At 45.2% G+C, this 13,707-nt stretch carries 14 protein-coding genes and 1 other RNA gene; 5 read left to right on the top strand and 10 right to left on the bottom strand.

The features are described from left to right. Nucleotides 1–46 precede the first annotated feature (46 nt). Complete coding sequence (locus BUQ91_RS01130; protein ID WP_074207840.1) at nucleotides 47–931, bottom strand: DUF3078 domain-containing protein; 885 nt, start codon at nucleotides 929–931, stop codon at nucleotides 47–49. 116 nt (nucleotides 932–1,047) lie between these two features. On the opposite strand from BUQ91_RS01130, the gene BUQ91_RS01125 reads away from it, so the two are divergent. Continuing rightward, nucleotides 1,048–1,566, top strand: a complete 519-nt coding sequence (locus BUQ91_RS01125) for a hypothetical protein (RefSeq protein WP_072827566.1) — start codon at nucleotides 1,048–1,050, stop codon at nucleotides 1,564–1,566. Here BUQ91_RS01125 and BUQ91_RS01120 read toward each other — a convergent pair. The 5 genes from BUQ91_RS01120 to BUQ91_RS01100 form a co-directional block, all read right to left on the bottom strand. After that, nucleotides 1,563–2,039, bottom strand: coding sequence for a hypothetical protein (locus tag BUQ91_RS01120; protein ID WP_139255871.1), 477 nt, complete (start codon nucleotides 2,037–2,039; stop codon nucleotides 1,563–1,565). The two genes, BUQ91_RS01125 and BUQ91_RS01120, sit on opposite strands and share 4 nt — an antisense overlap. Before the next feature lie 33 nt (nucleotides 2,040–2,072). Further along, entirely contained in the window at nucleotides 2,073–2,504 is a 432-nt protein-coding gene (locus BUQ91_RS01115; RefSeq protein WP_072827568.1) for a hypothetical protein, read from the bottom strand. A 14-nt stretch (nucleotides 2,505–2,518) separates the two neighbouring features. Next, nucleotides 2,519–2,998, bottom strand: coding sequence for a hypothetical protein (locus BUQ91_RS01110; RefSeq protein ID WP_139255872.1), 480 nt, complete (start codon nucleotides 2,996–2,998; stop codon nucleotides 2,519–2,521). Nucleotides 2,999–3,538: 540 nt separating this feature from the next. Continuing rightward, nucleotides 3,539–4,807 carry an argininosuccinate synthase gene (locus BUQ91_RS01105; protein ID WP_072827569.1) on the bottom strand — a complete coding sequence of 423 codons (1,269 nt, stop codon included), beginning with the start codon at nucleotides 4,805–4,807 and terminating at the stop codon, nucleotides 3,539–3,541. 115 nt (nucleotides 4,808–4,922) lie between these two features. Then, complete coding sequence (locus tag BUQ91_RS01100; RefSeq protein WP_139299666.1) at nucleotides 4,923–5,948, bottom strand: hypothetical protein; 1,026 nt, start codon at nucleotides 5,946–5,948, stop codon at nucleotides 4,923–4,925. A gap of 119 nt (nucleotides 5,949–6,067) precedes the next feature. On the opposite strand from BUQ91_RS01100, the gene BUQ91_RS01095 reads away from it, so the two are divergent. Both BUQ91_RS01095 and BUQ91_RS01090 read left to right on the top strand, forming a co-directional pair. Then, nucleotides 6,068–7,084, top strand: a complete 1,017-nt coding sequence (locus tag BUQ91_RS01095) for an MlaD family protein (protein WP_074207838.1) — start codon at nucleotides 6,068–6,070, stop codon at nucleotides 7,082–7,084. Further along, nucleotides 7,085–9,178: an ATP-dependent DNA helicase RecG gene (locus tag BUQ91_RS01090; protein ID WP_074207837.1), complete on the top strand. Its 2,094-nt coding sequence runs from the start codon at nucleotides 7,085–7,087 to the stop codon at nucleotides 9,176–9,178. It abuts the gene before it with no gap. A 1-nt stretch (nucleotide 9,179) separates the two neighbouring features. Here the strand turns inward: BUQ91_RS01090 and BUQ91_RS01085 are convergent, their stop codons facing one another. Together BUQ91_RS01085 and BUQ91_RS01080 are read right to left on the bottom strand one after the other, a co-directional pair. Beyond that, the gene (locus tag BUQ91_RS01085; RefSeq protein WP_072827573.1) at nucleotides 9,180–9,530 is read right to left on the bottom strand and encodes a hypothetical protein; all 351 of its coding nucleotides are present in this window, start codon (nucleotides 9,528–9,530) and stop codon (nucleotides 9,180–9,182) included. 32 nt (nucleotides 9,531–9,562) lie between these two features. Continuing rightward, nucleotides 9,563–11,455: a hypothetical protein gene (locus BUQ91_RS01080; RefSeq protein ID WP_254842198.1), complete on the bottom strand. Its 1,893-nt coding sequence runs from the start codon at nucleotides 11,453–11,455 to the stop codon at nucleotides 9,563–9,565. 65 nt (nucleotides 11,456–11,520) lie between these two features. Here BUQ91_RS01080 and rnpB point away from each other — a divergent pair. After that, an RNA gene (gene rnpB / locus BUQ91_RS01075) (RNase P RNA component class A) lies at nucleotides 11,521–11,887 on the top strand. Nucleotides 11,888–11,946: 59 nt separating this feature from the next. Here the strand turns inward: rnpB and BUQ91_RS01070 are convergent. Continuing rightward, nucleotides 11,947–12,492, bottom strand: coding sequence for a hypothetical protein (locus BUQ91_RS01070; RefSeq protein ID WP_074207835.1), 546 nt, complete (start codon nucleotides 12,490–12,492; stop codon nucleotides 11,947–11,949). 26 nt (nucleotides 12,493–12,518) lie between these two features. Further along, nucleotides 12,519–13,163, bottom strand: a complete 645-nt coding sequence (locus tag BUQ91_RS01065; protein WP_074207834.1) for an ABC transporter permease — start codon at nucleotides 13,161–13,163, stop codon at nucleotides 12,519–12,521. Nucleotides 13,164–13,379: 216 nt separating this feature from the next. Here BUQ91_RS01065 and BUQ91_RS01060 point away from each other — a divergent pair, with 216 nt between their 5' ends. Further along, a complete protein-coding gene (locus BUQ91_RS01060) occupies nucleotides 13,380–13,697 on the top strand; it encodes a VIT1/CCC1 transporter family protein (RefSeq protein WP_254842197.1) in 318 nt (105 codons plus the stop codon). Nucleotides 13,698–13,707: the final 10 nt, after the last annotated feature.

Raw genomic sequence — 13,707 nt, 5'->3', positions numbered from 1 at the left:
GAACCGCCGAAGCGGTTCTCATAATTAATTTGAATTTGATTCTAAATTAGAACCAACGCCAAGTCACGCCAACGAGAATCACGTTCTTGTGCTGAGAATCCTTGTCCAAGTCCTTGTCGTAAGCGATATCATAGCTGACCTGGAATTCGAAGAGCGGAGAAAGCGACAATGCGAGAAGGTTTTCCCACTTGCCATCGATTTCATCAAAACCCTTGAAGTTGATAAAAGCCCACAAGCGGCTCTTGAAAGTTACGATTTCAGAAAAATCGTACTTGAATTCCGTGATGCTTTCGAGACCCGGTTCGTTTTTGAACTTTTCAATCTTTCTCGTATCCGTATCGTCAGAGTAGAGATAAGTATCGGAACCATCGGCAGTAATCGTCATGCGGTTTGCAAAAGCAAGACGCGTAGAGAAGTTGTCGTTCGGGAAGTAGCCCACACCGGCCATCTGCGTCACATAGCCCGGAGCCATGAAGTGAGAAACGGTAGTCTTGATTTCGTTGCCATCAGCGTCTTCGCTATAGTCATAGCCTCTCGTGAACTGCGATTCGAAACGAGCGCCGACATACGGCTTGATCTTTTCGGAAGCGTTGAAGTCACCCATGGTTTCGTAGAAAATCTTATCTGAAGACTTGCGCTTGCCAAGGCCGTCCGTCCAAGTGTAGCCAAGAGCAAGGTTCAGCTTGTTGCGCCAATCAGCGACCGCCCAGTGAGACTTGAGGTCAGCATCATAGGTGAAGAGCCATGTGTAAGAGGACGTACCGTCTTCGAATTTCCAGTTGCTGAACTGCATACGGGTAAACTTGATGGCAGCGACCACATCTGCGGTCGTGTTTTCCGGAAGCCACTTGTCGAACATACCCCCATTTGCAAAAGCTGCCGATGCGGAAATGAGAGCAGCGCTCACGATTGCGAATAACGATTTTTTCATATTCCTTCCTTGTTTATGGTCCTTCTTTCCCATAGACCTGTTGTTTGCTTTAAAGATAACATTTTTTTAGGAAAAAAAAGGGTTCATGTCAATTTTCGATTACTATTATTATAAACATGTTACCTAGAAGCCTAGTCCTCGCCCTCATTTTTACTTTTTTCGCAGGAATTGCGTTCGCCGCCCAAAGCACGCAAGGTTCGCCCTGGCAGTTCGAGGCCGGCATTTCGGCCGGCAGACCGACACCTATCATGTTAAACGCAGGCGTTGGATACAACAACTTCTTTTTCAGGGCAATGGGAGGCGGACTCCATTTGCAACCGGATGAATACTGGGTCGGTTTCCGAGGAAGTTTTGCATGGAAGTTTTTCCGCGAACTGCCTTTTTCAATTGACGCTGGATTCGGCAGCGGATACGCATTTGCAAAGGCCCCGAACGGATACCACAAAGCACTGAATAGAGCAAACAAAGTAAAATACGTACGTTCGTACAACTACAAAGAATCGCTCGACATTTCGGCAGAAGTTCGTGCAAACATCTACGGAGTATTTTCGTACATTGCCATTCCGGTACACTGCTTTATGAAGCACAATGAACCGACTGTAATATGGCAAGTCGGCTATGCGTACGGGTTCTAGGTAAGGTTAAAAAAAACATACCAATCAAAAGTCTTTAGCGTTGTGTTTTTTTCTATAACATTATTGTCTATTGAGTAATTCTTTTTCATTTTCTCATTGACTAACAAACGACCTGCATTTTTTACAAGTTTGTTTTTATTTTCAACCAAATACTTCACACTAGCGGGAGACAAATAAAAAACAGAATCCGGAATTTCAGTCAGCCAAAGCAAAGTATATGGATTGAAGTCATATTTTTCCTTTTTTATAATTGAATCAAGAAGGCAGTTCATTTTTCGATACCCTAACGGAAGAAGAATGTCTGCATCGTCTGCTTCATATTGTCCGTTTAAGTATTTTTCATATTTAAACATTGCTTGACTAAGCTGTGCGTCCCATTTACAAACTCCATTTTGAGAAGAAGCTGAATGAGCAAGAAAAAAAGCGCCACTAAAGAGTACCGTTATTAAGGAACAACGGATAAAATAAGTCATTGGACAAATCACCTCTTTGAATCTAATTATTTTTCATCGCTTTTTAAGTTGAGTTTTCCATTTATTCATTAATGAATCTGCCAGCGCATTAATTTTGCTTGCGTCCTTTAATTTAAAAACTAGGTCCAAGCTGTCAGTAAAATAATTACAAATTTCAGGCATTCCTTTATTAGCGTGAAATTTCAGTTTCTTTTTACCTTTTTCAAAAAGATAAAAGAACAAGTCTCCTCCAGCACAATCGCACAGACAAGACCCATAGGGGGCCAAATACACACTGTCAACATCTTGAAGGATTGATTCTAACGTGGCGCGAGGCATAATCGTATCAATTTCTTCATTGTCAAAAGAATCAATTACATACTCTATTCTGACAAATGCAGATTCAGAAGGCATTGGTTTTGCCGCAAAAATAAAAGTTGCGGTAAAAACAAAAAACATGAGTAGAAAAATTCTTTTATGAAACATATTATTCCTTTGTGCTATTTTTTATAATAGCACGCTCCATCTACACTCTTTATATAAAATAACCGATCGCGGAATTCTGCTCTTAATTTTTTTGAGAATGGATTTTGTTCAATAACAAATCCACCTGCAGGTTCGCGATTGTAATAGATTGTGATATCTTCTTGAGTTTCGACAATGGCGATATCTGTATTTTCTACTATAGCACCAATCCCAGTTGTCAAAGGAAATTTATATGTTGCAATATATTCTTTATTAGTGCTGTCTTCAGATAAAATATGATAAACGCGATATTCTTCTTTAAAACTAAAATAAGGAACATTTGTGTCTTCACCAAATAAGAAGATTCTTTTTCCCTCTATATTGCATATTGTAGTTTTCATGTTTTTCGAAGAAAATTGAAAGAAAGGAATATATCCAATACCCAGAAATGTTCCCCACAGCAATCCACATGAGGAAAAGAACAACAAAACAAAAACAAACAACAATTTAGTCATGATTGGATATTTTTTATATGTAAATTTATAAATTTTAGAATTATATTTTCTGAAAGCCATTCAAAGCAAGCCGAGTTTGCCAATGACAAGCAATAGTATTCTACTGTATATATTCTTATGGTTTCTTTTACTTGTGGCCTATCTCTTTAGGTATTTTATTCTATGTGGTTTTCGATCAAAAAAACATTTTATCAGTGCATTCACTCTTGTTACTATATATTACATAATTGGAGTGATTTGTTACGAAAATATTTTTAAATAAAAGTCGAATATATAAAGAGATTAGGAATGATATATGAAATCTTTTTTATGCCGGTTATTTATTGTTTCATTTATTGTAGGTATTATAACTTTTTGCAATCAATATGGAATTGGCAACATTCCCCAAAAGCCAATGTCTAGAGATGAGCTTTTATTCGTTGTTCCGTGTACGATTCTTATATTGGTTGCTCTATCGTATTTTTTTAAAGAAAAACAAATTGATGAAAAAAATCCCGGCTCGGATGAGTCGGGATTTTTGAATGCTTTTAGAAGTACTAATTACTTCTTGAGGCTCGGAACGCCACCGAAGTCGACGTTCGTCTTCTTGCCGAGCAAGAGAGCGCGAGTCTTGAGCGGGAGGCCATAGCAACGGATGAAGCCAGTAGCATCCTTCTGGTCGTACATGTCAACGTCCGTGAAGCCACCGAGGCCCATGTCGTACAAGCTGTACGGGCTCTTGATGCCAGCCGGGATGATGTTGCCCTTGTAAAGCTTGAGGGTAACGTCACCAGTAACAACCTTGTTCACTTCATTGAAGAAGGCGTCCATAGCCTGGCGGAGCGGAGTGAACCACTGGCCATTGTAGACAAGGTTTGCATAGGTCATAGACATCTTCTGGGCTTCGAACAAAGTTTCCTTGTCGAGCACGAGCTGTTGCAAGCATTCGTGAGCCTTGTAAAGGAGCGTGCCACCCGGAGTTTCATAAACACCGCGGCTCTTGAGGCCGACGAGGCGGTTTTCAACGATGTCCAAAAGACCGCAAGCGTTCTTGCCACCGATTTCGTTCAAGAATTCGAGAAGTTCAACAGCGCCCATTTTCTTGCCGTTGATAGCAACCGGATTGCCCTTTTCGAAGGAAATCGTCACGTGATCGGCCTTGTTCGGAGCCTTTTCATACGTGTTGGTGTGCTTGAGGAATTCGTACTTGTGTTCCTGTTCCGGGAATTCCAAGACGCCACCTTCGTGAGAGAGGTGCCAGAGGTTGCCGTCTTCGGAGTAAATCTTCTTCTTGCTGATGCCGTTGAGCGGAATCTTGTGTGCAGCGGCGTAGTCGATAGCGTCTTCGCGGCTGTGGAATGTCCAGCGCGGGTCCTTCCACGGAGCGATGACTTCGAGCTTCGGGTTCAAGGCAGCGTAGGTGAGTTCGAAACGAACCTGGTCGTTACCCTTACCGGTAGCACCGTGAGCAACAGCGTAAGCGCCTTCCTTTTCAGCGATCTTTACCTGGTACTTAGCGATGAGCGGACGAGCGAAAGACGTACCGAGGAGGTAAGTACCTTCGTACTTAGCACCGGCGCGAACGGTCGGCCAAACGTATTCTTCAAGGAATTCCTTCTTGAGGTCGAGAACGTAGCACTTGGAAGCACCGGTCTTGAGAGCCTTTTCTTCGAGAGCCTTTGCGTTCGGGAAGTCATTCTGGCCGAGGTCGGCTGCGAATGCAATCACTTCGACGTCGTAGGTTTCCTTGAGCCAAGGAATGATGATGGAAGTATCAAGTCCACCGCTGTAAGCGAGGACGACTTTCTTCTTGGATTCTGTTTTAGCCATTTTGAATGTCCTTTGAGAAAATTTTTTAGACGGGATAAATATAGTCATTTGAATTACTAGTTACTAGCTATTAATTACTAGTAATTGCATTTTTTTAGAAAAGACAACAAAAAAATTAGCGTTTCGATGCACGGCGGCCAAGGAGGTCGAAGAACTTGATGTTCAACTTCTCATGAACGCTTTTTGCGGCGTGGCGAGACGCAGGCCGAATCGCAATCGTAGAATCCGCCTTTATCGGCAAAGAGGGATCAATCTCGCGAACCGAGACGAACTTGTAAAACGGATGATCCTCATCAGTACGCATGATGATGACTCCCCCACCCTTCAAGATTGCATCGAAAGCATTTTCAAGACCATTATAATCCTTGCAGCCATCGATTTTAGCAGCTCCCGCTTCAGCACCAGACCAGTCCTTGCCCGAATCTTCGGCAGAGCCCACAAGTTCCCATTTGCCAGGAGGGGTCGCATTGCTTGTAGAGTCGATATAAAGTTCCAAGCGGACTGTCGATTCATCCTTATTGTAGACAATGTACTTCATTCCAATCCACTTGTTCAATGGCAAGGGTTCACCACCCCAAAGCGGGTCTTGCTTGCCGATTCCCGAACCACTGCGGTAATAGCTCGCCGGGTGCTTCCATTCCTTTTCGAAATCCCAACGGCCATCGTTGCGGAACCTTGCGTAATACGTATTGGCATCGCAATTGTTGCCACCGCTAGAGCCATGCCCTAAAGCGCCACTGCGGACTCCGACCACCATACCGCCATAATTTTTTCCACCAATTTCATTTCGCATAAAATAAGCAGTATATTCCGTATTCAAGAAAAACTGCTTTTGGGGAGCCCATTCGCGTTGTCCGTTGATATGGAAGCGAGGCCCAACACCAAGCATCTGCATTACGCCTTCGCCATCGACTTTGTAGCCTTCCCCATCGACGCCACGACTATCCGACCACTGCAACGGATCATCAGGGTCATCCGACCAGTCTGCAAAAGTACGCGCATGCCCGTTCGCCCAATGCTCCGATGTCCACGAAACAGAACCCGGTTTTGTTTCAAAAAATTTTTGAAATCCAAAAACATCCGTAGGCTCTTCGGCAAAAGACACTACAGAAAATAAAACCAAACCCCAAATTACTTTCATTTTCAATTTCATCCGGCAACCTTCGATTACTCTGTAAATATAAACATCCTTTCTTGATTTATCGATTGTGCAAAAGGAGTTTGGCGATACACCGTCTTTTTTTTACTATTTTCAAAGCCATGAAACTTTCCGACAGAGCGCTTGGTTACATTTCACTTCTTGTTTTTGCCTGTATTTTTGGCGGCATTGCTTTTGGTATGTGGAAAGCACACCAAAACGTGCACCAAACAGCAATTGTAGATTTTGAGGAACTTGGTTCTTTGCAACCCGAAGACCCAGTTGTGTTGCGTGGTTACCGCGTCGGAACAATCGGACAGGTCATTTGGCTTAAAGACCGTTCTCGCGTAAAGATTCATTTCACCGAACCGCTCACGCTCCGTGCTGGCACTCAATTCAATAACGTCAACTACGCCCTCATGGGGCAACGTCGCCTCGAAATCATACCTTCCAAAACAGGCGAAGTCATGCCAGAGAACCATGTGTTCAAAGGCCACTTTGAACCGGGCATTGCAGAAACGCTCCGACTTATCGAAAATGTCAACGAACAGCTCGATGCAGTACAAAAAACGGTTTTGCTGATTTCCAAAGGAGACTCTTCGCACAAGTCCGCCACAGAAATCTACGAAGACGCAATGCATTCCATCGAAGATATTTTTGCGCACACCGAAAAAACGGTAGGCTCGTTCAGTCCTAAGTTGAACAAGCTCTTTAAGCAAATGAACACGTCGACCAAGGCGCTTTCTAAAACAGCACTCCAAGCAGATACCGCCATCAAGACTGTTACAGCAGCCGCAAACGAAAAAATTTCACTCGTCGATTCTGTCATTTATTCTCTTAAGGAAAACGCTCAGAAGACAAACGAGATTATCACGAATATCGAAAAAGGTATTGACTCCGAAACGCTTTTACAATCTAAGGAACTTGTCGAAAATATCAACAGTTTCATTAACGGAATTAACAAGGCCATCATGGCCATCGACACGAAGAATCTTGGGTTCAAAGACGAAAACGGCAACGAACTCAAGTTGATTACGTGGAAGAACATGAACATTATTGGCGACAATGCTAGGGATAAAGCCCGCAAGCGATTGGAAGAAGCCAAAGCACAACAAGAACAAAACAAAGCAGGCAAGTAAATGGATTTAGCCAACCTGCCTGGACTCGGCCCAAAGAGACTTGAAAAACTCAACAAGTCGGGCTTGTGTTCTGTCGCCGATCTTTTATACAACATTCCGCGTACGTACTTAGACCAGACAAAGGTTTCCAAGATTGCGGATTTGCACGATGGCGAGCGCGCAGTCGTGATTGGGATTATCACGCGGGCAGGAATTGTCAAAGGGCGCACGTCGCGATTCATGGCTGTTCTTACGGATGGTACAAGCGAAATCCAGCTTTTATTTTTCCGTGGCACACGATTCATCGCAAACCGCGTCAAGCCCGGAACGCGTTGGCTTGTTTCTGGCGTTGTAGGTTCATACCGAGGGCTCCAGCTGGTGCACCCGGACATGCAGCCGTTCGACGAAGGCGAAGCCTTTAACGGACAAATTCTCCCCGTCTACCCCATCAGCGAAATTTGCCGTGAAGCAAAGATGGAGCAGAGGTTTTTCCGCAATCTTTACAAGACGATTTTCAACTTTCCGGGACTCACACTCCCGAACGCTTGCCCGCGCGAACTCACGGACTATTTGCACTTTGCACCCGTGATGGACAACCTCCGTGCGCTCCACATGCCGAAAGATTTCGACACAATTTACAAGGCAAAGCGCGAACTCAAGATTTTGGAGCTGTTACCGTTCTGCCTGCGCATGGTGAAGCGACGCGAAAATCAAAAGATTCGCGGTCACGAAAGGCAGATTGATTTGGGGAACGTTATGGCGGCCAAGGCCCGCCTGCCGTTCCAACTGACCGCAGGTCAGGACGCGGCGCTTTCTACAATCATCGACGGGCTCAATGGCAAAAAGCAATTCCACGCACTGTTGCAGGGCGACGTGGGCTGCGGAAAGACCGTCGTCGCCATGCTCGCCATGATGGCAGTCTGTGGTGCTGGTGAACAATGCGCGTTGATGGTGCCGACCGACATTCTCGCACGTCAGCATTTCAAGTCGCTCAAGCCGTTCTTTGATGCAGCCGGAATCCGAGCGCATTTGCTTGTCGGGGCAACTCCCGCCGCCGAAAGAAAAGTCATTCTCGGCGAACTCCAAATGGGGCTTTGCAACATCGTCATCGGAACGCATGCGCTCTTTAGCAAGGACGTATTCTTTGCAAAGCTCGGTTTTGTCATCATCGACGAACAGCACCGTTTCGGCGTGAGCCAGCGCGAAGCGCTGCTCGCCAAAGGCGATTACCCCGACATGCTCGTGATGAGTGCAACACCTATTCCGCGAAGTCTCGCGATGACGCTATACGGAGACCTGAAAGTCATCAGCATCAAGGAAAAGCCCGCAGGCCGCAAGCCCATCAAGACACGTCTCGTGAACGCAGCAAAACGCGAATCGATGAAGCAGTTTATTTGCAAGGAAGCCGCAGGCGGAAATCTTTGCTACTGGATTGCAAGCCGCGTGAATGCGGATGGTTCCGATAACGCTGATGAAAGCAGCGCCCGCAGCGTCGATGACATCGTGAACGAAATGCGTTCTTTTATAGCCGCCTTCGGCCACACTGATGTGAACCTAGCAAAGCTCAAAGTCGCCGGCGTCCACGGACAAATGGACGACACGCAAAGAGACGAAATCATCAAGCAATTTGCCGCCGGCGAAATCCAAATTCTAGTTGCAACGACCGTCATCGAAGTCGGCGTGAACGTTCCTGCAGCAAACCTCATGGTCATCGACCAGCCAGACCGATTCGGTCTGGCGCAGCTTCACCAGCTGCGCGGGCGCGTAGGCCGTGGCAATCAAGAAGCTTGGTGCTTCTTGATGATTCCCGAAGGCGAAGCCGCCGAAACGAGCATGGAACGCCTTTCACAATTTGCCGCCACCGAAGACGGTTTTGAAATTGCAGAACTCGACCTGAAAACTCGCGGTGCCGGAAACCTCGAAGGCAACGAGCAAAGCGGGGCCTGGGTATTCCGCTGGTTCGACTGGATTCACGACCAAGAGCTCATCTCGCAAACGCTCGAACGCGCCGACCACATATTAAAAGACGGTTCCGCATTCAGCGAAACCGCCCGTGAAAAAATCCAAGCTTGGTATAACGAGAAGCCCTCCGCAAACGAGGACGGAGTCCACTAGCTTAAAGCAAGCGCGTCATCGTCCCGACAACAAGCGCAATCAGGACAACGTTCAAGAAAAACATCGCACGGCGCACAATCAAGAAGAATATCGCCTGCCAATGGAAAATATGGTCCGTTGGATTGATCAGTTCTTTTGCAGCCAGGAACACGTTGATGCCCCCAGTCATCACAAGCATCAAGGCGCCAGCAAAATAGCCTTCATTCCAGACGAGAATCGAAAGCCATGCACCTGCAATCATGGCGATAATGCCGATAATAATTTCGACACGCATAAAAATGCATTTTACCGCCCGCGCATTTTCTCTCCTGCGGGCCTTTTCGTCTTGATTTTTTTCTTCGTCCGTTGCCATATTTTCTCTTCTTAAAAAATTTATCTACAATATCACAAAGAATACGAGGTTGTCACAGAGTAATGGGCATCGCCTTTACGTGCACCATTCAGCGGGAAGCTCACGTCAATCTTGTTAATCAAACGAGTGATAGACTTTGTCTGAGCCAAGCGGATGCCAAAGCCAGCCACATAAATCAAATTCTTACGCCTGATATCCTTGATAGAAGCCGCAGTTTCGCCAACACTACCAAAAGCAACAACAACGGGAGCCAGCGTCAAAATTTCAAAATCCGGGAACCAGCGCTGTTCCAAATTGCCGTAAACGCGAGCTTGCCCTGCATAGAACCCCGTCGGGAAGCCGACAAAGCCATCAGAACCGCCAAGAGTCAACTGATAGCCCAGTTTAGCATCATCATACAAATCCACAAGTCCCGACAAAGCCGTAGAAAAACGCGTACTCGGGTGGAAAATGTATTCGCCATTTAAACGGCCATAAAAATCATGACGTTTCCCATGGTCCAAATAAAAATACATGTACGACTTCAAAGTCAAATGATGATTTTGACGGCCGAGATAAAGGTCTGTCCAGAAATCTAAACGGATATCGTTATTATTTGCACCAAGTTGTTCGTAATTTTTCGAAAGTTGAGCCTTAATTGAAAATCCTTTATCTATATCTTCAGTCCATCTGACGTTATGGAAATTCTTGATTTTTTCATAACGCAGGTTCGAGTACATGATATACAAGCCAAGGCGGGAATCCTTGCGTTCCTGAGTCCAATCATTTACTGCACTAGCAGAATCAATGGCATATACTTTATCACCATATATAAACGGATAACGTAATACTAGACCTTCATTTGCTGTTTCACGCAAGTAATCATAAGTCGCACCCAAGTAAAGTTTGCGCTGGGTTCCACCGAACGAGCGGCTGAATCGGAAGCTCAAGGAATCGGTAATAAAATCCTCAATTGCCATAAGCTTCACTGATTTTTTCCCATTGTAACGCGATAAAGTATTAAGGTATTTATTCGTTGCAATCGAATCAATTTCACGTTCGCTCTTTTTCTTGTTATCCGGATCCTTATGGGCGATTTCTAACTGTTTGAGGAAAAACTGATTTTTTGTATAATCATAAATTTTTGCACCCGTCGGAAGTTCTCCGCGACCATAATAGAATGCATTACGCTTATTCTTTAAACCTTCGAGAGTGTATGCCCATTGGTTCACGCTACGGCTGAGGAACGGCACATACATTTTCCAACTAGCAAGGTAGCCATCCGTATTGTAGCTGTACAAGAAATCCAAATGGTTGTAGCGGAAAAGGAAATGCGGGTCGCCATATTCCACCTGCCACATATCGCGGAACTCGTCATGGCCAAAGTAAAAGCCGAGCTTTTGCCCCAAACCAAGGAAATTGCTTTCCTGAATACCCACGCCCCAAACGAGATTGTCGTAGCTCCACTCGCTTCCCGAAAAACCGAAAGCAATGGGAATCGTCAACGTCCAGTTATCGCTCGTCTGAACGTCCACAATGTTTTTACCATCTTCGTTAGAAACGGTAATATTGGCATCCGAGAGGAACTTCTGGTTGCGCAAGAAACGTTCCGATTCAAGGAGCAAGTTCAAGTTGACCAAGTCGCCTTTATCAAAAAGCAAAAGCTTGCGGACCGTGATTTCGCGGGTTTCGATATGTACCCAATTCAAAATATCATACGCCCAGCGATCGTACTTCGTGTGGGCCTTCGAATCGTCAAAAGCATCGCCAATGTGGTAGCGAATTTTATCGACACGGAATACGGCATTGGAATCTACCGCTTCGGACATCGAAGAATCCGCCCCCATTTCAGTCGCGACAGATTTTACAGAATCAATAGAATCAGCATCCGCAGCAGCAAACGATGCAGACGCAAAGCACAACAAACTAAATATCAAATTTTTCACGGAGATAATATACAAATTTAGAGTTTGGAATCTTGCACGTTTCCACCGCTTTTTCTAAATTTCATGGTGGGTAGCGGATGGCCGCCGGCTTCACGGCTGGAGGAAAGTCCGGGCACCGCAGGGCAAGATGCTGGATAACGTCCAGGCGCGGTAACGCGACAGAAAGTGCAGCAGAGAATAGACCGCCCGCAGCAATGCGAGTAAGGGTGAAACGGCGAGGTAAGAGCTCACCGCACGACTGGTGACAGGAGTGGCATGGTAAACCTCATCCGGTGCAAGACCAAGCAGGATTCCGTTCGCAAGAACCTGGTGCGGCCCGTGCCAGCTGGATATCCGGGTAGGTCGCTTGAGGCGGTCGGTAACGATTCGTCCAGAGAGATGGTCATCGCTCCGCAAGGAGTACAGAACCCGGCTTATAACTACTCGACATGAAAGCCTCCGCTAACAGCGGAGGCTTTCTCCTTATTAAATCACCTCGAAGTTATTCTTTTTTATTTCGAAAGTCTTCTTTTTATAGCTTCGTCGTAATCACCGTCTTTCCATTTTCGTTTGTAATCCTCGCAGTCCTCTTCGTATTCTACAATTGCCGAATTAAGCGATCCCAAACTCATGTTTTGGAAACTAATAACAAAGTAGGAAACTCCGTTTTTGCAATAGGTTTCTGTATAATTTCTCTTATGAGAACTTTCTTTTATTCCATCTTCGAATTCCAAGCACATGGCCGCCTTTTCATGAGGCGTTATATAAAAATGGGAATCTTCATAGTACTGCGTTCCGGTACCGTTTTCGTCAAACGTAAACTTTTCCACATGTCCCTTGTATTTCGGAATATTCACCTTAATCTGTTTCCAATACGAACCATCTTCATTTGTACCATCCGTAACGACACAATAGAAACCTTCATCCCCATTCGGCGGGAAACTTCCCTTTACTTCGCTCGTTTCATTAGAACCGGAGCCACCCGAAGCAGAATCATCACATGCAGCAAGAGTAAATGCAAGCGCAACCGAGCCCAAAGCCAGCAAAAACTTTTTCATTCCATTTCTCCTTTTTGAAATTTTCTTTATAAACTTACAAATTTTTTCATGCCGGCAAAAGTGACTGCAATGCTTATGACTACAGATAAAGCCAAAATCACTAGCGGAATAAACAAATTACTCAAAAAGGCTTCATGCCCCATTTGTACAAGCAAAAGAAGCGGAACGATAAAGAACAACGTCATGTGAGTCGCCGCGCGGACTGTCTTAACGCGAAGCGATACCATCAACGAAAATGCAGTCGTCAACAGCACTGCCGAAAGCGCACCAAGCATAGAAGCACAAGCCTCCAGCGCAGTAATGTCAGGATGCGAGAACCAATAACCAAGCTGCGCCAAAAGAGCAAACACAATCGGAAACGGAATAATCGCCAAAAGTTTTCCCCAGAAAAGTTTCGCAGGAGCAATCGGAGAAAGCTGCAAAAGTTCAAGCGAATTACGCTCGCGCTCGCCAGCAAAACTGTCACCCGCCAAAGGCGCGCCCATCGGGGCCATCAGGCAACCGAGCAACAGCATCATGTAGCTTCCCATGCCATCCATAATCTGCGTTCCATAACGCGACACAGCAATCGCCTGGCTCGCCGCGAGAATCGCCGGCGGGATGATGAACGGAATCCAAAAACGAGGATCCCTGAAAATCAGTCGAAGTTCGTGTTTAAAAACGTGGAGCATATCAGTAGGAAGTTAGAAGTCGGCTGTACAACGTCATTGCGAGTTCCCTGTAAGGGGACGCGGCAATCCTGCCTAGAACTTAGTAAAAAAGAGCTCTAGCAAGGACGATTTAAATGTACGCAAAATGCGATTTCAGTCATTTTGTGCTACTAAACTAAAAATTTCGTATTTTTAGTAGCATACTTTTATATTTTCAGGTTTGTCATGAGCGATAATTTGAAAAATAAACTCTACGTGTGGGCGGTTTATAGTGCCGGTGGGCTTATATTTGGAGCTTTTCTAATTCCTATTTTCGGATTTGAAACAGCGTTTTACGCATTCCTTACATATTCACTTATTTCTGCAATCTGCATTTTTGTATTTGGAGTATTTCCGGAAAAAAAGCCCCTAAACGGGAATCTGCAATCCATCGATGATTATTTTTCAGAAGATTACAACCACGGTGACGGAACGGACGAGTTCGACGAAATCATGGGCTTAAGGGAAAGAAAAAAATCCTTTGACGAACTCATCGCCGAAAGGAAGAAAGAATAAGTTATGTCGC

Origin of the sequence: Fibrobacter sp. UWB11 (assembly GCF_900143015.1) — a bacterium.
Classification (GTDB): Bacteria; Fibrobacterota; Fibrobacteria; order Fibrobacterales; family Fibrobacteraceae; genus Fibrobacter.
This window is presented reverse-complemented; position numbering and strand designations above follow the sequence as displayed.